We start from the raw sequence: 22,381 nt of genomic DNA on the forward strand, positions 1-22,381 counted from the left end.
GGGGGAGCGGCGGGGTAGGGGGCACGGCGGCCGCCGCGGCCCGGGGCGGCGGCGAGTTTCGGCCGACTGCGTCCGGGAGCTGGCCTTGACGCCCGCGTCAAGGTCTACCGTCGTACCCGACGGCGTTCGAACGGCGGTCGGAAGGAACGGGTGCGGTCATGCGGATCGGTGAGCTGGCGGAGCGGGCGGGGACGACCACCCGGGCGCTGCGGTACTACGAGCAGCTCGGGCTCTTACCCGCCCGACGGGCCGGCAACGGCTACCGCGCGTACGGCGAGGACGATCTGCGGCTGCTGAAGCAGATCCGCACGCTCCAGGACTTCGGTTTCGAACTGGAGGAGACCCGCCCGTTCGTCGAGTGCCTGCGGGCGGGCCACCCGGAGGGGGACTCCTGCCCGGCCTCGTTGGAGGTCTACCGGCGCAAGCTGGCCGAGCTGGACGAGTGCATCACCCGGCTCCAGGAGGTCCGTACGCAGGTGGCCGAGCAGTTCGCCCGGGCCGAGCAGGCCCGTGACGAGCTGGCGGCCGAGGCCGCCTGGCAGACGCCGCAGTGTGAGTTGGCAGTCGAGTGGGAGGAGCGGTAGATGGGGAAGATCGCTGGAGTGCCGGAGGTCACGGACGACACGTTCGCGACCGAGGTGCTGGGGGCCGAAGGGCCGGTCCTGGTGGAGTTCACGGCGGACTGGTGCCCGCCGTGCCGCCAGATGGTGCCGGTGCTGGCCGACATCGCGAAGGAGCAGGCGCACCGGCTCACGGTGGTCACCGTGGACGTGGACCACAATCCGCAGACCCAGGCCGCGTACGGGGTCCTGTCGATGCCGACACTGATGGTCTTCCGGGGCGGTGAGCCGGTGAAGTCCATGGTCGGCGCCCGGGCCAAGGTGCGGCTGCTGCGCGAACTGGAGGACGTGCTGTAACTCGCGGGCTACGCCGGCACGCTCTCCTGCTCCACCTCGGCCTCGGCGGCCTCCTTGGCGCGGTCCTTGGCCTCGCGGCGCACCATCACCCAGAAGCCGACCGGGATCATCGCCGTGAACAGCCACCACTGGACCGCGTACGCCATGTGCGGGCCGATGTCGGAGTGGTTGGGCTCGGGCAGCAGCTCGGGCTGGTCGGCCGGGGCCGGGGTGGTGACGGTGAGCTCCAGGTAGCCGCCGAGCAGGGTGGCGCCGGTCTCGCCGGCCTGCTGCTCGGTGCTGATCAGGTTGAACTGCCGGTCCGGCAGGCCGGCCCGGTCCCGGATGCCGCTGCCGGCCGCGGTCTCGTCGGCGCGCAGGCGGCCGGTGAGGGTGACCTCCCCGGCCGGCGCGGCCGGCACCTGCGGGTACTCGGTGGCGGAGCCGCCGGACGCCACCCAGCCGCGGTTGACCAGGACGCTGCCCTTGCCGTCGGAGAGCCGGAGCGGGGTGACGACGAAGTAGCCGATCTTGTCCCCGCCGGAACCGGTCCGCTTGCGGACCACGAACTCGTGCGCCGGGTCGTACTCCCCGGTCGCCGTCACCGTCCGCCAGGTGAGGTCCTTGGGGACGGTGAAGCCGGGCGAGCCCGACAGCGTGTCGAACGGGACCGGCCGGTCGGTGAGTGCCTGGGCGATGAGCTCGTTGCGGGCCACGCGTGCCTCGTGGCGGTGCAGCTGCCAGAACCCCAGCCGGATGGTGGTGGGGATCAGCAGCAGGGCGATCAGCAGCGTGATCACCCAGCGCCGCGAGAGCAGAAAACGGTACACACGGGCACGGTACGCCCACCTCACAACCGGATCACGCACCGGGGTGCGGGGCGACCTCGCGCAGCAGATGCAGGAAGGCGTCCTCGCCGAGGACCGGCGTGCCGACCTCGCGGGCCTTGCGGGCCTTGCCGCTCCAGCCCCCCGGCTCGTTGGTGACCAGCAGGCTGGTGAGCCGGCTCACCGAGGAGGCGATGTGCAGGCCGGCCTCCACCGCGCGGTCCTCCAGCACCTCGCGGTCGGTCGCGGTGTCGCCGGTGAACGCCACCCGCATGCCCTGCACCAGCGGCTTGCCGTCCTCCCAGCGTCCCGGGTTCGGGTAGGGGCACGGCGGGCGCTTCCTGGCCTGCCGGTAGGAGGCGCCGGTCCAGGAGCCGCGGGCGGGGGAGGCGGGCTCCTCCGCGCCGAGGTCGGTGACGGCCACACAGGTCTGCAGCGGCAGTGGGACGCCCCCCGAGCGGGCCAGGTGCAGGCTGGGCCGGAACGCCTCGGCCAGCACCCGGGCGTCGTCGAGGGCGTTGTGCGCCTGGCGCTGGCGGACGCCGAAGTACGCCGCGAGCGAGGCCAGCTTGCCGTTGGGCAGCGGCAGCCGCAGGTCGCGGGAGAGGACCATGGTGCAGAGCCGCTGGTCCACCGGGGCGCGCAGGCCGGCCCGGGAGAACTCGCGGGAGATCATGTTCCAGTCGAAGAGCGCGTTGTGGGCGACCATCACCCGGCCGCGCAGCCGCTCGGCGAACTCGTCGGCGATCTCCGGGAAGGTGGGCGCGCCCGCCAGCACGTCGTCGGTGAGGCCGTGGATCCAGACCGGGCCGGGATCGCGGCCGGGGTTGACCAGCGTGTACCAGTGGTCGGTGACCTCCCCGTCGGCGTCCAGCTGGTAGAGGCCGGCCGAGATGACGCGGTCCGAGCGGCCGAGCCCGGTGGTCTCGACGTCGACCACCGCGAAGCCCTCGTCGGGGGCGGCGGAGCGCTGGGCGGGGACGGGGACGGTCCGCGGCGCGCCGTTCGTCTCGGGCTGGATCGCATGCATGGTCAAACAGAATAAGCGCCGTCGCGACCGGGCTCGGCCGAAATGTTCGTACCGGTCGGCCGGAATAGAGTGGGACGCGTATTCGTCGTACACCCAGTCGAATATCCCCCGGCCGCACCACACCCTCACGCGGCCGTCTCTGCGAAGGACGAATCCCCCATGCGCGCCACCGTGATCCACGGCCCGAACGACATCCGGATCGAGGAGGTGCCGGACCCGGTGATCCAACGCCCGACCGATGCCGTGGTGCGCGTGGTGAACGCCTGTATCTGCGGCAGCGACCTCTGGGCCTACCGGGGCGTGGCGGCGCGGACGGCCGGGCAGCGGATCGGGCACGAGTTCCTCGGCGTGGTCGAGGAGGTCGGCACCGAGGTCCGCGACGTGCGCCCGGGCGACTTCGTGGTCGCCCCGTTCGTCTGGTCGGACGGCACGTGTGACTTCTGTCGCGAGGGCCTGCAGACCTCCTGCCCGCACGGCGGCTTCTGGGGCGAGGTCGGCTCGGACGGCGGCCAGGGCGAGGCCGTGCGCGTGCCGTTCGCCGACGGCACCCTGGTGCGGCTGCCCGGCGAGGCGGCGGGCGACGAGAAGCTGCTGCCGAACCTGCTCGCCCTCTCCGACGTGATGGCCACCGGCCACCACGCGGCCGTCACGGCGGGCGTGCGCGCCGGTGCCACCGTCGCGGTGGTCGGCGACGGCGCGGTCGGCCTGTGCGGCGTCCTGGCGGCGCACCGGCTCGGCGCGGGCCGGATCATCGCGCTCGGCCGGCACACCGCCCGTACCGACCTGGCCCGGCGCTTCGGGGCGACGGACGTGGTCGCCGAGCGCGGCGAGGCGGCGATCGAGGCGGTCAAGGAGCTGACCGGGGGACAGGGCGCGCACGCCGTGCTGGAGGCCGTCGGCACCGAGGAGTCGATGCGGACCGCGATCTCGATCGCCCGGGACGGCGGCGCGGTCGGGTACGTCGGAGTCCCGCACGGCGGTAGCGCCGGCGTGGACATCGGCCAGATGTTCGGCCGAAACGTTTCGCTCAGGGGCGGAGTCGCGCCGGCCCGCGCGTACATCCCCGAGCTGCTGCCGGACGTCCTCTCCGGCGCCATCGAGCCCGGCCTGGTCTTCGACCGCACCGTCGACCTGGACGGTGTCCCGGACGGCTACCGGGCGATGGACGACCGCTCCGCGCTGAAGGTACGGATCGCTTTCTGACGCATCGTCACCACAGGCTCCACGAAGGGCGGCACCGCACATCGGTGCCGCCCTTCCCGTGGTCGGGGAGTGATGGTTTTCGGCCAATTGACTAGCGCGAGCGGGTGAACGGATGGCTGGTCACGGACAACCCCTTTCGGAGCGGGCACGACCCTCCTAGCATTGCGCGGCGCGCATCCGGACTGTGACGCCCCTCACGTCCGATCGTTCCACTGGTGCGACCACTACGCCGAAGGAGTGAGGAGACAGCGTGGAATCGCCGCCGATCACCACTGCCCCTACCGAAGTCCAACTCATTGAAGAGGGCGAGGAGTTCCGCACCCTTCGAAGCTCGTTCCGGAGCTTCGCCTTCCCGGTCACCATCGGCTTCGTCCTCTGGTACCTGCTCTACGTCCTGCTCTCCAGCTACGCCCCCGGCCTCATGGGCACCAAGGTGGCCGGGCACATCAACGTCGCCCTGGTGCTGGGGCTGCTGCAGTTCGTCACCACCTTCGCCATCGCGGCCTGGTACGCGCGCTACGCGGACCGGCGGCTCGACCCGCCCGCCGCCGCGATCCGCGAAGCCCAGGGCGCCGTGGTCCACGCTCCCCGGGAGGCCGCCGAATGACCCTGCTCGCCAGCTCCGCCACCGAGCACCGCGGTCTGACGATGACCCTGTTCGGGTTCTTCGTCCTGGCCACCCTCGGCATCACCGTCTGGGCCGGACGGCAGACCAAGGGCGCCGCCGACTTCTACGCCGGCGGCCGGAGCTTCACCGGGTTCCAGAACGGCCTGGCCATCTCCGGTGACTACATGTCCGCCGCGTCCTTCCTTGGCATCGCCGGCGCCATCGCGCTGTCCGGCTACGACGGCTTCCTCTACTCGATCGGCTTCCTGGTCGCCTGGCTGGTCGCCCTGCTGCTGGTCGCCGAACCGCTGCGCAACTCCGGCCGCTACACCATGGCCGACGTCCTGGCCTTCCGGATGAAGCAGCGCCCCGTCCGGACCGCCGCGGGCATCTCCACCATCGTGGTGTCGATCTTCTACCTGCTCGCCCAGATGGTCGGCGCCGGCACGCTGGTCGCCCTGCTGCTCGGCGTCAGCGGGGACGGCGCCAAGCGGCTGACCATCGTCGCGGTCGGCGCCCTGATGGTGATCTACGTGGTGATAGGGGGCATGAAGGGCACCACCTGGGTGCAGATCGTCAAGGCGGTGCTGCTGATCGCGGGCACCGCGCTGATGACCGTCCTGGTGCTGGCCAAGTACCACTTCAACCCCTCCGCGCTGCTCGGCGCCGCCGCCGACGCCAGCGGCAAGGGCGCCGCGTTCCTCGAACCGGGGCTGAAGTACGGGGTGAACGGGACGACCAAGCTCGACTTCCTCAGCCTCGGGATCGCGCTGGTGCTCGGCACCGCGGGCCTGCCGCACATCCTGGTCCGCTTCTACACCGTCCCCACCGCCAAGGCCGCCCGGAAGTCCGTGCTCTGGGCGATCGGCATCATCGGCGGCTTCTACCTGATGACCCTGGCGCTCGGCTTCGGCGCGGCCGCGCTGGTCGGCCCCAAGGCGATCAAGGCGGCCAACCCGGCCGGCAACACCGCCGCCCCGCAGCTCGCCGAGCAGCTCGGCGGCGGCCCGGGCACCACCGGTGGCGCGATCCTGCTCGCGGTGATCTCGGCGGTGGCCTTCGCCACCATCCTGGCCGTGGTGGCAGGCCTCACCCTGGCCTCCTCGGCCTCCTTCGCCCATGACCTCTACGCCAACGTCATCCGGCGCGGCAAGGCGTCCGAGAAGGAGGAGATCCTCTCGGCCAAGTGGGCCGCGGTCGCGATCGGCGCGGTCGCCATCGTGCTCAGCCTCTTCGCGGGGAAGCTCAACACCGCCGCCCTGGTCGCGCTGGCCTTCGCGGTGGCCGCCTCCGCCAACCTGCCCACGCTGCTCTACTCGCTGTTCTGGAAGCGCTTCACCACGACCGGCGCGGTCAGCTCGGTCTACGCCGGGCTGGTCAGCTCGGTGACGCTGGTGTTCTTCTCGCCGGTCGTCTCCGGCGGCAAGGCCTCGCTCTTCCCGGACGCCGACTTCCACTGGTTCCCGCTGGAGAACCCCGGACTGGTCTCCATCCCGATCGGCTTCCTGGCCGGCTGGATCGGCACCCTGCTCTCCAAGGAGAAGGCCGACCCGGCGAAGTACGCTGAACTGGAGGTCCGCTCGCTGACCGGGCTGGGCGCCCACTGACGGGCGGGTGGTGACTAAGCTGGCCCGGCCCCGCGGGAGCGGGGACCGGGCCGGCCGCACTCCCGGCCGCACACTCACGGGAAGGGACCGCCGTGCTGCTCGACACCTTCGGCCGGCAGGCCGTCGACCTGCGGGTCTCCCTCACCGACCGGTGCAACCTGCGCTGCACCTACTGCATGCCCGAGGAGGGTCTGCAGTGGCTGGCCAAGCCCGACCTGCTCACTGACGAGGAGATCGTCCGGCTGGTCGGCCTCGCCGTGCGCGAGCTCGGCGTCCGGGAGGTCCGGTTCACCGGGGGTGAGCCTCTGCTGCGCCCGGGGCTGGTCGGCATCGTCGCCGCCTGCTCCGCGCTCGAACCCCGCCCCGAGCTCTCGCTGACCACCAACGGCATCGGCCTCGCCCGGACCGCCGGGGCGCTGCGCGCCGCCGGGCTGGACCGGGTCAACGTCTCGCTCGACACCCTCGACCCGGACACCTTCCACACCCTCACCCGTCGCCGCCGCCACCAGGACGTGCTGGACGGGCTGAGCGCCGCCGTCGCCGCCGGGCTGACGCCGGTCAAGCTGAACGCCGTCCTGATGCGCGGGGTCAACGACCACGAGGCGCCCGAGCTGCTCGCCCGGTGCCTGGCGGAGGGCTACGAGCTGCGGTTCATCGAGCAGATGCCGCTGGACGCCCAGCACGGCTGGGACCGCTCGTCGATGGTGACCGCCGGGGAGATCCTGGAACGGCTCGCCACCCGGTTCACGCTGACCCCCGAGCCCTCGGACCGCCGCGGCGCGGCTCCGGCCGAGCGCTGGCTGGTGGACGGCGGCCCGGGCCGGGTCGGCGTGATCGCCTCGGTCACCCGGCCGTTCTGCCGCGCCTGCGACCGCACCCGGCTGACCGCCGACGGCCAGGTCCGCAACTGCCTGTTCGCGACCGGCGAGACGGACCTGCGGACGGCGCTGCGGTCGGGCGCCGGGGACGACGAGATCGCCGAGCTCTGGCGTGCGGCGATGTGGGGCAAGAAGGCCGGGGCCGGGATCGACGCCCCGGAGTTCCTGCAGCCTGAGCGGCCGATGTCCGCGATCGGCGGCTGACCGGCTCCGTACCGCCGGGCCCTGTCGCCGGGCCCTGTCGCCGGACGCTACGCGGACGGCTCGGCGGGGCCCGGCGCGGTCCAGTCGGCGAGGGCGACGACCTCCTTGAGGAAGCCGCGCACGCCGAGGAACTGCGAGAGGTGCTCGCGGTGCTCCCCGCAGGCCGCCCAGGTCTTGCGGCGGTCGGGGGTGTGCAGCTTCGGGTTGTTCCAGACCAGCACCCACCGGGCGTCCGCCCGGCAGCCCTTGGCCGAGCAGACCGGTGCCTGCGTCTGCGGGGAGCCCGGGGATTCCATGGTGCCGTCCTCAGCGATAGCGGGTCGTCTGCACCGCCAGTCTTTCACGCTCCCGGACGGCGACGGCGCGTCCGGGCATGGCGACGCCGGGCAGCCACGGGGGGAGCCGCCCGGCGTCGGTCCGTCGCTCCGACGGGGGATGCGGAGCGCGTACGCAGTATGTCACGGCAGGACCCCGGCATGGGGAGGTCTTGCATGATTAATCTGAGGTTCTTTTGAGCTTTCTGTCGAGGGAGTCGCTGGAAAACCCCCTAAAACGGACAGTCAGTTCGATGGCTGTGAAGAATCGGTGGGCACGCTCTGTGCCACACCGGCATCATGCGAAGCGCCGGCCCCACCCGTACCGCCGGGGCCGAGCATCAGCACGGTCTCCGGCGGTACGTCGAAGGTGCTCGGCAGCCCCGGCGCCCGCTCGCGGCCGGCGTTGGCGATCAGCACCGCGAAGTAGGGCAGCAGCACCGCGCCCGCGAGTGCGGCGAACGCGAGCACCCGCTGGACGTCCCACAGGACCACCGCGAGCAGCACGCAGACGGTGCGGAGCAGCATCGAGGCCACGTAGCGGCGCTGTCGGCCCCGGACGTCCTCGGTGAGGCTGCTGCGTGCCCCCGTGATCCGGTGGACCTGTCCACCGCCGGCGCTCTTGCCCATGTCCTACCGCCCTCGTCCACGCACCTGCCGTGCCTCGCAGCGCGGCCACTTCACGGTACGCCGCGCGGGGGCGGCCGACGAGACCGGGGGCGGACGCCGCGTCCTAATGGAGTAGGGAGAGGTACTCCGGCGGTACCGCGTCGGTCAGCCAGACGCCGTTGGCGCTGATCCGGAAGGTGTGACCGGCCGCCGCCATGGCGGCGGCGTCGACCGCCAGGACCACCGGCCGGCCGTGCCGGGAGCCGACCCGCAGCGCGGTGTCGGTGTCGGCCGAGAGGTGGACGTCCTGGCGGGCCATCGGCCGCAGGCCCTGGCGGAATATCGCGTCCAGGCTCCGGGAGGCGGTGCCGTGGAACAGCCGGGCCGGCGGCTCGGCGGCGGCCAGACCGAGGTCGACCGCCACCGTGTGCCCCTGGCTGGCGCGGATCGAGAGACCGTCGTCGGAGTAGGCGAAGCGGCGCTTGTTGTTGGTCGCCACCACGTGGTCCAGCTCGGACCTGGTCAGCCGGGTGCCGTTCGCCGCCAGCGCGGCGAGCAGCACGTCCACCCCGACCCAGCCGGCCTCGTCCAGCGTGATCCCGATCCGCTCGGGCTCGTGCCGCAGGACGCGGGACAGCGTCTTGCTGGTCCTGACCGTGCGCTTCTCGTCCATCTCTCCCGATCCCTCGCCCCCGAGCCGGCTAGGAGGCCTGGCTCACCGAACTCATGTTGAACCCCGCGACCCGCACCGGCGGCATCGCGGCCCGGGTGAACCAGTCGCCCCACTCACGCGGCAGGCAGCGCTCCGTCCGGCCCACCTCGGTGATCCGGCCGAGCAGGTCGACCGGCGACTCGTTGAACCTGAAGTTGTTCACCGCGCCGACCACCTGGCCGTTCTCCACCAGGTACACGCCGTCCCGGGTGAGGCCGGTGAGCAGCAGGTTCGCCGGGTCCACCTCGCGGATGTACCAGAGGCAGGTGACCAGCAGGCCGCGCTCGGTGCGGGCGATCATCTCGTCGAGGGTCGGCGCGCCGGCCCCGTCGGCCGTCTCCAGCACGAGGTTGTCCACCGCCGGGCGCAGTGCCAGGCCGGTGAGCCCGGCGGAGTGCCGGGTGGTGATCAGCTCGGCCAGCTCGCCGTCGCGGATCCACTCGGTGGCGGTGAGCTCCAGGCCGTTGTCGAAGACCGAGGAGTCCCCGCCGGTGGAGTGGGTCAGTACGAAGGGCGCCGCCTCCAGCCCCGGCTCGGCCGGGTCGGAGCGCAGAGTCAGCGGCAGGGCGGCCAGCTTGTCGCCCACCCTGGTGCCGCCGCCCGGCTTGGAGAAGACCGTCCGGCCCTCGGCGGCGTCCCGGCCGCCGGCGGACCAGCTGAGGTAGACCATCAGGTCGGCCACGGCCGAGGGCGGCAGCAGCGTCTCGTAGCGGCCGGCCGGCAGGTCGATCTTCCGGGCGCCCCAGGCCAGCCGCTTGGTCAGCTCGGTGTGCAGTGCGGCGACGTCCACGTCGGCGAAGTCCCGGGTGGCGGCGCCCGCCCAGGCGGAGCCGGACAGGTCGGCGGTCTTGGCGTTCAGCTCGACCGTGCCGGTCGGCTGGTCGTGGCGCAGCCGCAGGCCGGTGGAGGTGCCCAGGTAGCTGGAGACCACCTCGTGCCGGGCGAAGCCGTACAGCAGCTCGCCCTGGGCGGCGGCCCGGGCGAAGGCCTCGCCGAGGGCGGGCGCGAAGGCCGCGAAGACCTCGATCGAGGTCTCGGCCGGCGGCCCGGCGAAGTCGGGCGAGGACGGCCGGTCGGCCACCAGCGGCTGCGCGTCCTCGGCCGGACCGGCCGCCAGGGCGGCCTGCTCGGCGGCCCGCACCAGGCCCTCCACCTCGTCCGCGGTGACGGCCTCGCGGGAGACCACGCCGGAGGCGGTGCCCTCGGCGCCGGCCACCGTGGCGATCACGGTGAGCCGCCGGCCCCTGGTCACCCCGTTGGTGGTGAGCGCGTTGCCGGCCCAGCGCAGGTTGGCGGTCGACTCCTCGTCGGCGATCACCACGCAGCCGTCGGCGCGGGAGAGGCCGAGCGCCAGCTCGACGAGTTCGTGGGGCTGAATCGCGGTCATCAGTGACCCGCCTCCTGCTGGGTGTTGAGCACGTTGACGTTGCGGAACAGCGCCGAGGGGCAGCCGTGGCTGACCGCCGCGACCTGGCCGGGCTGGGCCTTGCCGCAGTTGAAGGCCCCGCCGAGCACGTAGGTCTGCGGGCCGCCGACGGCCGCCATCGAGCCCCAGAAGTCGGTGGTGGTGGCCTGGTAGGCGAAGTCCTTGACCTGGCCCGCGAGTTCGCCGTTGCGGATGGCGTAGGCGCGCTGACCGGTGAACTGGAAGTTGTAGCGCTGCATGTCGATCGACCAGGAGCGGTCGCCGACGATGTACAGGCCGTTCTCCACGCCGGCGAACAGGCCCTCGGTGTCGGGGCCGTCGGCGGCCGGCTGGAGCGAGACGTTGGCCATCCGCTGGACCGGGACGTGGGCGGGGGAGTCGGCGAAGGCGCAGCCGTTGGAGCGGTCGAAGCCCTTGAGCTTCGCCATGCCGCGGTCGAGCTGGTAGCCGACGAGGACACCGTCCTTGACGAGGTCCCAGGACTGCGTGGCGACGCCCTCGTCGTCGTAGCCGATGGTGGAGAGGCCGTGCTCGGCGGTGCGGTCGCCGGTGACGTGCATCAGCTCGGAGCCGTAGCGCAGCGAGCCCAGCTTGTCGAAGGTGGCGAAGGAGGTGCCGGCGTAGGCGGCCTCGTAGCCGAGCGCGCGGTCCAGCTCGGTGGCGTGGCCGATCGACTCGTGGATCGTCAGCCAGAGGTTGGACGGGTCGACGACCAGGTCGTAGCGGCCCGGCTCGACGCTCGGCGCCTTCATCTTCTCGGCCAGCAGGGCGGGCAGTTCGGCCAGCTCGGCGTCCCAGTCCCAGCCGGTGCCGCGCAGGTACTCGAAGCCGCGCCCGGCCGGCGGGGCCAGCGTGCGCATCGAGTCGAAGGCCCCGGTGCGCTCGTCCACCGAGGTGGCCTCCAGCGAGGGGTGCAGCCGGATCCGCTGCTGGGTGGTGACGGTGCCGGCGGTGTCGGCGTAGAACTTGTTCTCCTGCACCGTCAGCAGGCTGGCGCTGACGTGCGAGACGCCCTCGGCGCCGAGCAGGCGCGCGCTCCAGTCCGCGAGCAGCGCGGTCTTCTCCGCGTCCGGCACCTCGAACGGGTTCAGCTCGTACGCGGAGACCCAGGTGGCGTCCGGGTAGACCGGCTCGTCCGCCAGCTCGACGCGCTCCTTCGCACCGGCCGCCCGGCTGATCCCGCCGGACAGCCGGGCCACCGCGACGGCCTGTTCGGCGACCCGCGCCGCCGCGGCCCCGGTGAGGTCGACCCCGGCGGCGAAGCCCCAGGCGCCGTCCAGCAGCACCCGGACGGCGAAGCCGAGCTGGACGCTGTCGGAGGTGCCGGCCGGCCGGGCGTCGCGCAGCCGCCAGGACGCGCTGCGGACCCGCTCCAGGCGGAAGTCGGCGTGTTCGGCGCCGAGTTCCCGGGCGCGGGTGAGTGCCGCGTCGGCCAGGGCGCGCAGCGGGTAGGCGAGGAACAGCGGGTCGACGGCGCGCCCGTGCGGGGCGCCGGAACTGCTGGTCGGGGACATCGGAGGCAAGCGGGCTCCCTGGTCGGGGGGATGACGGTGCGGGTACTCCGAACCGGGTACCCGCACGGCATCATGTCCCGTTCAGGGGGTTTCGGCCAGCGCATTCGGGCGGTGACACGCGGCGGCCGCCGCCCCCGGGGATCCGGTCAGCCGACCGTCTCCCACCAGCCGTCCAGCTCCGGCGGGTTGTCGACGTCCACCCGCTCGCCGGGGCGCGGCACCGCGAGCGGGACGGCCTGCGCCTTGGCCTCGACCAGCAGCCGCTCGATCGGCTCGGCCCAGGGGTGCAGGCCCAGGTTGAAGGTGCACCAGTGGACGGGCACCAGCAGGCCGGCGTTCAGCTCGCGGTGCGCGAGGACGGCGTCCTCCGGCGTCATGTGGATGTCCGCCCAGGCCGTGTCGTAGGCGCCGATCTGCATCAGGGCGGCGTCGAACGGGCCGTGCTGCTCGCCGATCCGCGCGTAGCCCTCGAAGTAGCCGGAGTCCCCGGTGTAGAAGACCTTGCGGGTCGGCCCGGCGATCACCCAGGAGCCCCAGAGCGTGGTGTTGCGGGTCAGACCGCGCCCGGAGAAGTGGTGGGCGGAGGTGAGTGTGACGGCGAGTTCGCCGAGCGTGCAGGTCTCGTCCCAGTCCAGCTCGATGATCCGGTGCTCCGGGACGCCCCAGCGGCGCAGGTGGCCGCCGATGCCGAGCGGCACCGCGAAGGGCGCGGACTGGCTGCGGACCAGCCGCTTGACCGTCGCCATGTCCAGGTGGTCGTAGTGGTCGTGCGAGATGAGCACCGCGTCGACCTGCGGCAGCTCCTCCAGCTCGACCGGCACCGGGTGCAGCCGCTTGGGGCCGACGTGCGCCGTGGGGGAGCAGCGCTCGCTCCAGACCGGGTCGAGCAGCACCCGGGTGCCCTCGATCTCGACCAGCGCGGAGGCGTGCCCGTACCAGGTGATCTCCACGCCCTCGGCGGCCTCGCGCGGTCCGCCGGCCGGGCGGACGGTGGGCACCGGGTGGGCCGGGACCCGGCCCTCGCGCTGGAACAGCATCCGGCGCACGGTGTCCCGGTCGATGTCCGGCGCGGACTTGGCCCGGGCCAGGGTGGACGGTGCGTTGTGGAAGACGCCGTCCCGGTACTGCGGGGAGTTGCGCACCCGGGCCTCCCGGGCGGCGTCCGGCCGCCGTCCGAAGGCCGCCGGCAGGTCGCGCAGCGACCAGGCGGCCGCTCCCGCGCCGGCCGCCAGGGCGGCCAGGGCCAGCAGTCGTCCCCGCCGGTGGGTGGTACCGGACTGTGCGTCGCTCATCCGTGCTCTGCCTTCGCTCGTCGCCGTGGCCGCCGGGCCCCGCGCGCCGGGACCCGTCCGGGAACTTCGGTACGGCCGGCCCCGGTCGTCCCGCACCACGGGGGCAACGGGTGCGCCCCGTCGCGTTGTTCCCGGAAAACCGCCGCAGTGGACGCCACAAGGGTAGGCCGGGGCGGTCGGGGACCGGGGACGGGCGGCCCCGGTACGGATTGTCGGATTGCGACAGTTCCTTCGGTGAGGCGCTGTGGGAGCCCGATTCGTCGCCGCCCGGGGCCGACCGATAGCGTCACACTGCGTGCTCATACCGACGTACGCGCACACTACGGAGAGAGGTGGATCGTTGAGCCGCTCGGTTCTCGTCACCGGAGGAAACCGGGGCATCGGCCTCGCGATCGCCCTGGCCTTCGCCGAGGCGGGCGACAAGGTCGCCATCACCAGCCGCTCGGGTGAGGTTCCCGCGGAGCTGGCCAAGTACGACGTGCTCGCGGTGCGCTGCGACATCACCGACAACGCGCAGGTCGACGCGGCGTTCACGGAGATCGAGGCCAAGCACGGCGGGGTCGAGGTGCTGGTCGCCAACGCGGGCATCACCCACGACACCCTGCTGCTGCGGATGTCCGAAGAGGACTTCACCTCCGTCGTGGACACCAACCTGACCGGGGCGTTCCGGGTGGTCAAGCGCGCCTCCAAGCTGATGATGCGCGCGCGCAAGGGCCGGGTCGTGCTGATCTCCTCGGTGGTCGGTCTCACCGGCTCCCCGGGCCAGGCCAACTACGCCGCCTCCAAGGCCGGCCTGGTCGGCTTCGCGCGCTCGCTGGCGCGTGAGCTCGGCCCGCGCAACATCACCGTCAACGTGGTCGCCCCCGGCTTCGTCGACACCGACATGACCGCAGTGCTCAGCGACGAGCGCCGCGCGGAGATCGTCTCGGGCGTGCCGCTGGGCCGCTACGCGGCGCCCGCCGAGGTCGCCAACACCGTGCGGTTCCTCGGTTCGGACGAGGCCGCGTACATCACCGGAGCCGTCATTCCCGTAGACGGCGGATTGGGCATGGGTCACTGAGCATGAGTGGAATCCTTGAGGGCAAGCGGATCCTGATCACCGGAGTGCTGATGGAGTCCTCCATCGCCTTCCACACCGCGAAGCTCGCGCAGGAGCAGGGCGCGGAGATCATCCTCACCGCCTTCCCCCGGCCCAGCCTCACCGAGCGGATCGCCAAGAAGCTGCCGAACCCGGTCAAGGTGCTGGAGCTGGACGTCTCCAGCGAGGAGCAGCTGGCCGGCATCGCCGACCAGGTCCGCGAGCACCTGCCGACCCTGGACGGCATCGTCCACTCGATCGGCTTCGCCCCGCAGGACGCCCTGGGCGGCAACTTCCTGAACACGCCGTGGGAGTCCGTGGCGACCGCCATGCACGTCTCGGCGTTCTCGCTGAAGTCGCTCACCACGGCGCTGCTGCCGCTGATGCAGGACGGCGGCTCGGTCGTCGGTCTGACCTTCGACGCGCAGTTCGCCTGGCCGAAGTACGACTGGATGGGCCCGGCCAAGGCCGCGCTGGAGGCCACCTCCCGCTACATGGCCCGTGAGCTCGGCGACCGCAACATCCGGGTCAACCTGGTCTCGGCCGGCCCGATCGGCTCGATGGCCGCCAAGTCCATCCCGGGCTTCGCGGACCTCGCCGCCACCTGGGACACCCGCTCCCCGCTGAAGTGGGACCTCTCCGACCCGGAGCCGGCCGGCCGCGGCGTCGTCGCCCTGCTCTCGGACTGGTTCCCGAAGACCACCGGCGAGATCGTCCACGTGGACGGCGGCCTGCACGCCATCGGCGCCTGACCGCTGCCCGCACCACCGCGGCCCGGCACCCCTCCTGGGGGTGCCGGGCCGCGGTGCTGTGCGGGCCCCGCGCGCGCCGGTGCGCACGGCGTCAGGCGTCGGGCGTCGGGCGTCAGGCGTCGGGCGGGGTGCAGGCGCCGATGGCACGGCCGGCCTCGACCGAGGCGCGCTGCGGGTCGCCGGCCCGGATCGCGTCGAGGATCTTGTCGTGCCCGAGGTAGCGCTCGGCGATCAGCTCCGGGCCGACGTCGTGGCGCAGGTGGGCGCGGGTGACCTCGCCGAGGTCGGCGTAGACGGCGGCGAGGACGTCGTTGTGGGCGGCGGCGACCACGGCCTGGTGGAAGGCGGCGTCGGCCTGGATGAAGTCCTCGGCGTCGCCGGAGCGCCAGGCGTCCTCGCGGCGGGCCAGCGTGGCGTCCAGTAGGGCGAGGTCGCGCGCGGTGCGGCGGGTGGCGGCCAGGCCGGCCGCGGAGGTCTCCAGGGTCACCCGCAGCTCGGCGACCTGCGACTGGTCGGCGTCGGCGAAGCGGCGGTGCATGACGCCGGCCAGCTCGCTGGTGGCCAGGACGTAGGTGCCCGAGCCCTGGCGGATGTCCAGCAGCCCGTTGTGGGCGAGGGCGCGGACCGCCTCGCGGACGGTGTTGCGGGCGACGCCGAGCTCCTCGACCAGCGCGGCCTCGGTCGGGATGCGTGAGCCGACGGGCCACTCGCCCGAGGTGATCTGGGCGCGCAATTGCGCGATCACCTGGTCGGACAGCGGGGTGCGCCTCGGAGAGGACAGCGCCACGGGGACTCCTTGCGGCTTCGGGTCGGCGGTGGGGGCGTCGGCCGGCGGGTGGGTCGGCTTGGGGCGGGTCGGGACATCATGCCAAGTCGAGGATGCGCTAATTCATCCCATCATTCTATGATGGCTCCCATGCCTTCCGCAGCAGACACCACCACCACCCCACGGACCGGGGCCGGACCGCAGACCGAGCGGCCCGCCACCGGCGCATCCGCCTCCGCCCGCCGGGGCACCTACCTCGGCTGGCTGTTCGCCGTCGCGATCGCCGCCGCCGCCTTCAACCTCCGGCCCGTGGTCACCAGCCTCGGGCCGCTGCTCGACCAGGTCCGCACCGACCTCGGGATGAACCCGACGCTGGCCGGCCTGCTGACCGCCGTCCCCTCGCTCTGTTTCGCGCTGTTCGGCTTCGCCGCGCCCGGCATGGCCCGGCGGTTCGGGCCGATCGCGGTGGTCGCGGCCGGCATGGGAGCGATCACGGCCGGCGTGCTGGCCCGCTCGTTCGCCGGCGGCACGGCGGTGTTCCTGCTGCTCACCGCCCTCGCGCTGGCCGGGGTGGCGGTCTCCAACGTGCTGATCCCGGTGGTGATCAAGCGCTACTTCCCGGAGAAGGTCGGTCCGATGATCGGCCTGTACTCCATGTCGCTGTCGGCCGGCACCGCGCTCGCCGCCGCCGTCACCGTGCCGCTGACCAGCGCGCTCGGCGGGGACTGGCGGGTCGGCCTGGGCGTCTGGGCGGCCCTCGGCGCGGTCGCGCTGCTGCTCTGGCTGCCGGTCGCGGTGACCAGGCGCGAGCGCGGCGGGAAGACCGGCGGGGCGGTCGCCAAGCTGCCGATCACCCGTAGCCGGACCGCCTGGGCGATGGCCTGCTTCTTCGGCCTCCAGGCCACCGGCGCCTACGTGGTGATGGGCTGGCTGCCGAAGATCTTCCAGGACGCGGGGGTCTCCGAGGGCACCTCCGGGGTGCTGCTGGCCCTGACCATGGTGATCGGCGTCCCGGTCTCCTTCGTGCTGCCCAACCTCGCCGCGCGCCGCGGCGACCAGCGGCTCTTCGTCGTGGTGCTGGCCTCCTGTGGCATCGCCGGGTACGCCGGGCTGGCGCTGGCGCCGGCCGGCGTGCCGTGGGTCTGGGCGACCCTGGTCGGCCTCTCCAACTGCGCCTTCCCGCTGGTGCTCACCATGATCGGCCTCCGGGCCCGGACGGCCGGCGGGGTGGCCCAGCTCTCCGCGTTCGCCCAGGGCGTCGGCTACCTCATCTCCATCCCCGGCCCGATCCTGATCGGCCGGCTGTACCAGGCCACCGGTGAGTGGTACCTGCCGCTGGGCTTCCTCGCCGTGCTGCTGGTGCCCCAGATGCTGTTCGGCCTGCGGGCCGCGCGGGCCCGGCACATCGAGGACGAGGCGGTCCTCCCGGCCGCCGCCGGCGCCGCGGCGTAGCGGGGCCGCTGACGGGCGGGCACGACCGGGGTGGGAGAATCCGGTCATGCCCGTACTCGACCCGAACCCCACCGACGGCCACAAGAAGCTCGGCCAGATCGCCGCACTGATCGTCGGCATCGTGGTGCTGCTGGCGATCGTCGCCACGGTGGCCCAGAACCTCGGCTGATCCGCCGCGCGGCCCGCCGGGGCCGATCCGGCCGGTCAGCGGCGCTTGGCCGGTCCGCGCCCGCGGACCGGCCGCGGTACCGCACGCCGACCGCCGGTGAACGGCGCAGGATGACACCCGGCACCCCGGAGAGTGGCGGCAACCGGCGGCATCGCGCCCCCGGGCCGCTTTTCTGCCAAGCTTGCTGGGTATGAGCGCCGACACGCCCCGCAGGATCATCGTTCTCCGCCATGCCAAGGCCGACTGGCCCGACGGCGTCGACGACCACGAGCGGCCGCTGGCCGACCGGGGCCGCCACCAGGCCCCGGAAGCCGGCCGCTGGCTCGCCGACTCCGGCATCAACCCCGACTACGTGCTCTGCTCCACGGCCCTGCGCACCCGTGAGACCTGGAAGCTCGCCGCGCACGAACTGCCGAAGCGCGCCCGCCGGACGGTGTACGAGGACCGGATCTACGAGGCCAGCCCCGGGGAGATCATCGCCGTCCTCCAGGAGACCCCCGAGGACCACCCCGACGTGGTGCTGGTGGGCCACAACCCGGGCGTGCTCGGGCTGACCCAGGTGCTGGCCGGTGACGAGGGCGACCGGGAGGCGCTGGAGCGGCTGCGGCTCGGCGGCTTCCCGACCGCGGCCGTCGCGGTGCTCAGCTTCGACGGCTCCTGGAAGGGCGTCGAGCCGGGCGTGGCCGCGCTGGTCTCGTACTTCACGCCGCAGGACTGAGCCGAACGGCCCCCGCGCCGCCCGGTCCGGGCGCGGTGGCCGAAGAGGGGCACGAGGACCGGTCCTCGTGCCCCTCGGGTGCGTCCGGCCGCGGCTACTCGGTCGGCGTGCCGTCCAGCGCGTCGGCCGCCTCGACCTCTTCGCGGGTGATGCCCAGCAGGTACAGCACGGTGTCCAGGAAGGGCACGTTCACCGCGGTGTCGGCGGCCTCCCGGACCACCGGCTTGGCGTTGAACGCCACGCCCAGCCCGGCCGCGTTCAGCATGTCCAGGTCGTTGGCGCCGTCGCCGATCGCGACGGTCTGCTCCAGCGGCACCTTCGCCTGCTCGGCGAAGCGGGCCAGCCAGCGGGCCTTGCCGGCCCGGTCCACGATCTCGCCGACCACCCGGCCGGTGAACCTGCCGTCCACCACCTCCAGGGTGTTGGCCGCCGCGAAGTCCAGGCCCAGCTGCTCCACCAGGTGGTCGGTGACCTGGGTGAAGCCGCCGGAGACCACCGCGACCTGGAAGCCCAGCCGCTGCAGCGTGCGGATCAGGGTCCGCGCGCCCGGGGTGAACCTGACCTCGGCGCGGACCTTCTCGGTCACCCCGGCGTCCAGGCCGGCCAGCAGCGCGACCCGGGCGTGCAGCGACTCGGCGAAGTCCAGCTCGCCGCGCATCGCCGCGGCCGTCACCGCGGCGACCTCCGCCTCGCAGCCCGCGTGGGCGGCGAAGAGCTCGATCACCTCGTCCTGGATCAGCGTGGAGTCGACGTCCATCACCACCAGGCGCTTGGCCCGGCGTTCCAGGCCCGCCGCGACCACCGCGATGTCCACCCGCTGCTGGGCCGCCTCCTGGGCCAGCGCGGCGCGCAGCGTGTCCGTGGCGACACCGGAGACGGCCAGCTCGACCGCGGTCACCGGGTACTTGGCCAGCCGGAAGACGCGGTCGATGTTGCCGCCCGAGTCGGTGATCCGGGAAGTGAGCGCCGAGACCGCGGTGGCGGTCAGCGGGTGGCCGAGCACGGTGACGTGCGAACGGCCCTCGCGGCGCGGCCGGTTGTCGCCGATGCCGGAGATGATCTCGGCCTGGAGCTTCTGCTCCTCGGCCCAGCGGTGCACGGTGGAACGCAGCTCGCCCTCGGCACCGGGCGCGGTCGGCGGGGTGACCAGGGCGCACAGCGTTATCCGGCCGCGGGTGACGACCTGCTCGATGTCGATGACGTCGACGCCGAACCCGGACAGGGTGGCGAAGAGACCGGCGGTGATGCCGGGGCGGTCCTTGCCGAACACCTTGACGAGCAGGGTGCGCTCGTCCTCGGTCCGGGGCTGCGGGGCGGGGAACGGCTCGGCGGCCAAGGGCGATGCGTTCATGGTGGCTCCCACGCTACCCGCCGGCCGGCGGCGCCACGGCACCCGTCCGCGTCGTGGACGGGGGTGTGGAGCGGGTGTGGGCGGTGTGCGCACCACCCGGGTGACCGGACGGTGGCGCGCGGGCGACGCCCCGGGGGCGGTGGCGGGGGCGTCCGCGAATCGTTGCCGCCTGGTCACAGTCACCGGGGGTGACTTTCACCACCGGGCGGCGGGCTGGAATGATTCCCCCCGTCGGATTCAGGACATCGCACCCCCGACCGGGGGCAAAATCGGGGGACCGAGAGAGCGGGGCAGGCGAGCAGTGCCGCAACTCGTCATTGATATCAACGGACAGCAGCGGACTCTGGAGCCGGGGCGGTCGTACACCATCGGGCGCAACCCGCAGTCGGACTTCCCGTTCGACGACGCCAGGGTCTCCTGGCAGCACGCCACCATCTCGTTCAACGGGGCCGGTTGGCAGCTCGACGACCACGGGAGCACCAACGGCACGTACACCGCCGGCGCCCGGACCCAGCAGGCCCCGCTCTTCCCCGGCGCGGTGGTCAACCTCGGCAACGCCGAGAACGGCCCCCGGCTGAGCTTCTCCGCGCCCGCCCAGGCCGCCGCGCCCGCCCCCGCCTGGCACGAGGCCGCCACCAGCCGCAGCCACGTCCCGCCCGCCCAGCAGCAGGCGCCCGTCCAGCAGCCGTGGGCCCAGCAGCAGCCGCCGGCGCAGCAGCAGCAGGCCTACCAGCCGCCGGTCCAGCAGCAGTGGGGCGGCGGGCAGCCGCCGGCCTTCCCGCAGCAGCAGGGCTTCCCCCCGCAGGCGCCCCAGCACGGCGGCTTCCCGCAGCAGCTGGCGCCGCAGCACGAGGCCGGCGGCCCGCAGCCGACGATGATCCGCAACCTGACGGCGGGGATGAACACCGTCCGGATCGGTCGCGCGCTCGACAACGACATCGTCGTCTCCGACCTCCAGGTGTCCCGCCACCACGCCGAGCTGCGCCAGCTGCCGGACGGCCGGTACGAGATCGTCGACCTGGGCAGCCACAACGGCATCTTCCTCAACGGCCGGCCCGTCCAGCGCCAGCTGATGGGGCCGCAGGACCGCCTGACGGTCGGCCACTCCAGCTTCGTCCTGGTCGGCGACCAGCTGCAGGAGTTCGTCGACACCGGCGCGGTCTCCTTCTCCGCCCGCCACCTGACCGTCGAGGTCGACTTCAAGGGCGGCAAGAAGGTCCTGCTCAACGACGTCAGCTTCGGCGTCCCGGAGAAGTCGCTGGTCGCCGTCATCGGCCCGTCCGGCTCCGGCAAGTCGACCCTGTTGCGCGCCCTCACCGGCTACCGCCCGGCCGACCGCGGCGACGTCCTCTACGACGGCCGCAACCTCTACAAGCAGTTCGCCGAACTGCGCTCGCGGATCGGCCTGGTGCCGCAGTCGGAGATCCTGCACAAGGAGCTGACCGTCCGCACCGGCCTCAAGTACGCGGCCCGGCTCCGGTTCCCCGGTGACACCGAGGCGCGCGAGCGCGAGGCGCGGATCGACGAGGTGCTCTACGAGCTGCGCCTGGACAAGCGCGCCGACAACCGGATCACCGCGCTCTCCGGCGGCCAGCAGAAGCGCGTCTCGGTCGCCCTTGAGCTGCTCACCAAGCCCTCGCTGATCTTCCTGGACGAGCCCACCTCCGGTCTCGACCCGGGCATGGACCGCGAGGTCATGCAGATGCTGCGCGGCCTCGCCGACGACGGCCGCACCATCCTGGTCGTCACCCACTCGGTGGCCGAACTCGCCCTCTGCGACCGGCTCCTGGTGATGGCTCCGGGCGGCTCGGTGGCCTACTTCGGGCCGCCGGACGAGGCGCTGCACTTCTTCGGGTACGAGACCTGGGCCGACGTCTTCCAGGCCTTCGAGAACTACCCGGACCACGACTGGGCCGGCCGCTACCGGGGGTCGGTGCACTACCAGCAGTACTCCGCCGACGTGGACGCCGGGGCCGTGCAGTCCGCCCAGATCGTCCAGGAGGCCGTCCGCCCGCCGAAGCCGCAGAGCTGGGGCTCGCAGCTGTGGACGCTGATCCGCCGCTACGCCTCGGTGCTCGCCTCCGACCGCGGGTTCCTGGCGCTGTCGATCCTGCTCCCGGCGGTGCTCGGCGCGGTCAGCGTGCTGATCCCGAACGATCCCGGGCTGGCGCCGAACCCGAAGTCGCAGCTCGGGATCAACAGCGGCGCCGCGACGATCATGCTGATCCTGGCGATCGGCGCCTGCTTCTCCGGAGCCGCCAACTCGGTCCGAGAGCTGATCAAGGAACGGGCGATCTACGAACGGGAACGGGCCACCGGCCTCTCCCGGTCGGCGTACATGATGTCCAAGATCATCGTGCTGGGCTTCTTCAGCGTGGTCCAGGGCGCGATCATCTCGGCCGTCGGCTACCTGCCGCGCAAGCTGCCCGAGCACGGTCTGATCATCAAGGACCTGCCGATCATCGAGATGAGCATCGGCCTGATTTTGCTGAGCTTCGCCTCGATGATGTTCGGCCTGATGATCTCCGCCCTGGTGAAGACCGCCGAGAAGACCATGCCGCTGCTGGTCATGTTCGCGATCATCCAGGTCGTCTTCACCGGCTGCCTCTTCCAGATCTTCAGCAAGCCGGGCCTGGAGCAGTTCGCCTGGCTGATGCCGGCCCGCTGGGGCGTCGGCATGGTCGCCACCACGCTCGACCTGTCCAAGCTGCTCGGGCCCTGGAACAAGGACTTCAAGAACCCCGAGTACGACGCGATCTGGGGCCACAACGTCGGCCAGCTGGTGCTGGACGGCGGCATCCTGATCGTGATGTCGATCGTCATCGGCGTCATCGTGACGCGCCTCCAGCGCCGCCACGAGCCCGAGGTCATGCAGAAGGGCTGACCGCCCGCACCGCACCGCTCACCCAGGGGCGGCCCCACCCGGCGACGGGCGGGGCCGCCCCTCGGCGTACCGGCACCCCTCCGCTTACCGGC

General features: G+C 72.7%; 22 protein-coding genes. 12 read left to right on the forward strand and 10 right to left on the reverse strand.

Annotated elements, in window-relative coordinates; translation table 11 throughout:
* Positions 1 to 158: 158 nt before the first annotated feature.
* Both ACIF6L_RS22940 and ACIF6L_RS22945 read left to right on the forward strand, forming a co-directional pair.
* The gene (locus ACIF6L_RS22940; protein WP_329490125.1) at positions 159 to 584 is read left to right on the forward strand and encodes a MerR family transcriptional regulator; all 426 of its coding nucleotides are present in this window, start codon (positions 159 to 161) and stop codon (positions 582 to 584) included.
* Positions 585 to 917 carry a thioredoxin domain-containing protein gene (locus tag ACIF6L_RS22945; protein ID WP_329490126.1) on the forward strand — a complete coding sequence of 111 codons (333 nt, stop codon included), beginning with the start codon at positions 585 to 587 and terminating at the stop codon, positions 915 to 917.
* 8 nt (positions 918 to 925) lie between these two features.
* On the opposite strand, the gene ACIF6L_RS22950 is transcribed toward ACIF6L_RS22945, so the two are convergent.
* Together ACIF6L_RS22950 and ACIF6L_RS22955 are read right to left on the reverse strand one after the other, a co-directional pair.
* Complete coding sequence (locus tag ACIF6L_RS22950) at positions 926 to 1,726, reverse strand: SURF1 family protein (protein ID WP_396490081.1); 801 nt, start codon at positions 1,724 to 1,726, stop codon at positions 926 to 928.
* A gap of 31 nt (positions 1,727 to 1,757) precedes the next feature.
* Complete coding sequence (locus tag ACIF6L_RS22955) at positions 1,758 to 2,753, reverse strand: DEDDh family exonuclease (protein ID WP_329490128.1); 996 nt, start codon at positions 2,751 to 2,753, stop codon at positions 1,758 to 1,760.
* Between the two features lie 159 nt (positions 2,754 to 2,912).
* Between ACIF6L_RS22955 and ACIF6L_RS22960 the strand changes: the two genes are divergently transcribed.
* The 4 genes from ACIF6L_RS22960 to moaA all read left to right on the forward strand — a co-directional run bounded on the left by ACIF6L_RS22960 (position 2,913) and on the right by moaA (position 7,252).
* Positions 2,913 to 3,956, forward strand: a complete 1,044-nt coding sequence (locus ACIF6L_RS22960) for a zinc-dependent alcohol dehydrogenase family protein (protein WP_329490129.1) — start codon at positions 2,913 to 2,915, stop codon at positions 3,954 to 3,956.
* A 250-nt stretch (positions 3,957 to 4,206) separates the two neighbouring features.
* Positions 4,207 to 4,563, forward strand: a complete 357-nt coding sequence (locus ACIF6L_RS22965; protein WP_329490130.1) for a DUF485 domain-containing protein — start codon at positions 4,207 to 4,209, stop codon at positions 4,561 to 4,563.
* Positions 4,560 to 6,170, forward strand: a complete 1,611-nt coding sequence (locus ACIF6L_RS22970) for a cation acetate symporter (protein ID WP_380392201.1) — start codon at positions 4,560 to 4,562, stop codon at positions 6,168 to 6,170. Before ACIF6L_RS22965 ends, ACIF6L_RS22970 begins: the two co-directional genes overlap by 4 nt.
* A 92-nt stretch (positions 6,171 to 6,262) precedes the next feature.
* Complete coding sequence (moaA, locus tag ACIF6L_RS22975) at positions 6,263 to 7,252, forward strand: GTP 3',8-cyclase MoaA (RefSeq protein WP_329490132.1); 990 nt, start codon at positions 6,263 to 6,265, stop codon at positions 7,250 to 7,252.
* A 47-nt stretch (positions 7,253 to 7,299) separates the two neighbouring features.
* Here the strand turns inward: moaA and ACIF6L_RS22980 are convergent, their stop codons facing one another.
* The 6 genes from ACIF6L_RS22980 to ACIF6L_RS23005 all read right to left on the reverse strand — a co-directional run bounded on the left by ACIF6L_RS22980 (position 7,300) and on the right by ACIF6L_RS23005 (position 13,119).
* Entirely contained in the window at positions 7,300 to 7,548 is a 249-nt protein-coding gene (locus ACIF6L_RS22980) for a hypothetical protein (protein WP_396490082.1), read from the reverse strand.
* Positions 7,549 to 7,812: 264 nt separating this feature from the next.
* Positions 7,813 to 8,196, reverse strand: a complete 384-nt coding sequence (locus tag ACIF6L_RS22985) for a DUF3099 domain-containing protein (RefSeq protein WP_329490134.1) — start codon at positions 8,194 to 8,196, stop codon at positions 7,813 to 7,815.
* 103 nt (positions 8,197 to 8,299) lie between these two features.
* A complete protein-coding gene (locus tag ACIF6L_RS22990) occupies positions 8,300 to 8,848 on the reverse strand; it encodes an RNA 2'-phosphotransferase (protein ID WP_396490083.1) in 549 nt (182 codons plus the stop codon).
* Between the two features lie 28 nt (positions 8,849 to 8,876).
* Positions 8,877 to 10,274: a metallopeptidase TldD-related protein gene (locus tag ACIF6L_RS22995; protein WP_359804348.1), complete on the reverse strand. Its 1,398-nt coding sequence runs from the start codon at positions 10,272 to 10,274 to the stop codon at positions 8,877 to 8,879.
* Positions 10,274 to 11,827, reverse strand: a complete 1,554-nt coding sequence (locus ACIF6L_RS23000) for a TldD/PmbA family protein (protein ID WP_359804449.1) — start codon at positions 11,825 to 11,827, stop codon at positions 10,274 to 10,276. Before ACIF6L_RS23000 ends, ACIF6L_RS22995 begins: the two co-directional genes overlap by 1 nt.
* A gap of 146 nt (positions 11,828 to 11,973) precedes the next feature.
* The gene (locus ACIF6L_RS23005) at positions 11,974 to 13,119 is read right to left on the reverse strand and encodes an MBL fold metallo-hydrolase (protein ID WP_329490137.1); all 1,146 of its coding nucleotides are present in this window, start codon (positions 13,117 to 13,119) and stop codon (positions 11,974 to 11,976) included.
* 340 nt (positions 13,120 to 13,459) lie between these two features.
* Here ACIF6L_RS23005 and fabG point away from each other — a divergent pair, with 340 nt between their 5' ends.
* Both fabG and fabI read left to right on the forward strand, forming a co-directional pair.
* Positions 13,460 to 14,179 carry a 3-oxoacyl-[acyl-carrier-protein] reductase gene (gene fabG, locus ACIF6L_RS23010; protein WP_329490138.1) on the forward strand — a complete coding sequence of 240 codons (720 nt, stop codon included), beginning with the start codon at positions 13,460 to 13,462 and terminating at the stop codon, positions 14,177 to 14,179.
* A gap of 2 nt (positions 14,180 to 14,181) precedes the next feature.
* A complete protein-coding gene (gene fabI / locus ACIF6L_RS23015; RefSeq protein ID WP_329490139.1) occupies positions 14,182 to 14,949 on the forward strand; it encodes an enoyl-ACP reductase FabI in 768 nt (255 codons plus the stop codon).
* A 112-nt stretch (positions 14,950 to 15,061) separates the two neighbouring features.
* Here the strand turns inward: fabI and ACIF6L_RS23020 are convergent, their stop codons facing one another.
* The gene (locus ACIF6L_RS23020) at positions 15,062 to 15,736 is read right to left on the reverse strand and encodes a FadR/GntR family transcriptional regulator (protein ID WP_329490140.1); all 675 of its coding nucleotides are present in this window, start codon (positions 15,734 to 15,736) and stop codon (positions 15,062 to 15,064) included.
* Positions 15,737 to 15,865: 129 nt separating this feature from the next.
* Here ACIF6L_RS23020 and ACIF6L_RS23025 point away from each other — a divergent pair, with 129 nt between their 5' ends.
* From ACIF6L_RS23025 to ACIF6L_RS23035, 3 genes are all read left to right on the forward strand, one after another.
* Positions 15,866 to 17,167, forward strand: a complete 1,302-nt coding sequence (locus tag ACIF6L_RS23025) for an MFS transporter (protein ID WP_329490141.1) — start codon at positions 15,866 to 15,868, stop codon at positions 17,165 to 17,167.
* Positions 17,168 to 17,213: 46 nt separating this feature from the next.
* Complete coding sequence (locus ACIF6L_RS23030) at positions 17,214 to 17,336, forward strand: SGM_5486 family transporter-associated protein (RefSeq protein WP_329490142.1); 123 nt, start codon at positions 17,214 to 17,216, stop codon at positions 17,334 to 17,336.
* Between the two features lie 190 nt (positions 17,337 to 17,526).
* Entirely contained in the window at positions 17,527 to 18,054 is a 528-nt protein-coding gene (locus ACIF6L_RS23035) for a histidine phosphatase family protein (RefSeq protein WP_329490143.1), read from the forward strand.
* Positions 18,055 to 18,148: 94 nt separating this feature from the next.
* Here ACIF6L_RS23035 and serB read toward each other — a convergent pair whose 3' ends face one another.
* Positions 18,149 to 19,405, reverse strand: coding sequence for a phosphoserine phosphatase SerB (serB, locus tag ACIF6L_RS23040; RefSeq protein WP_329490144.1), 1,257 nt, complete (start codon positions 19,403 to 19,405; stop codon positions 18,149 to 18,151).
* 301 nt (positions 19,406 to 19,706) lie between these two features.
* On the opposite strand from serB, the gene ACIF6L_RS23045 reads away from it, so the two are divergent.
* Entirely contained in the window at positions 19,707 to 22,289 is a 2,583-nt protein-coding gene (locus ACIF6L_RS23045) for an FHA domain-containing protein (protein WP_396490084.1), read from the forward strand.
* The last annotated feature ends 92 nt before the right edge of the window (positions 22,290 to 22,381 follow it).

Origin of the sequence: Kitasatospora sp. NPDC086009 (genome assembly GCF_044540385.1) — a bacterium.
In the GTDB taxonomy this organism is placed as follows: Bacteria; Actinomycetota; Actinomycetes; order Streptomycetales; family Streptomycetaceae; genus Kitasatospora.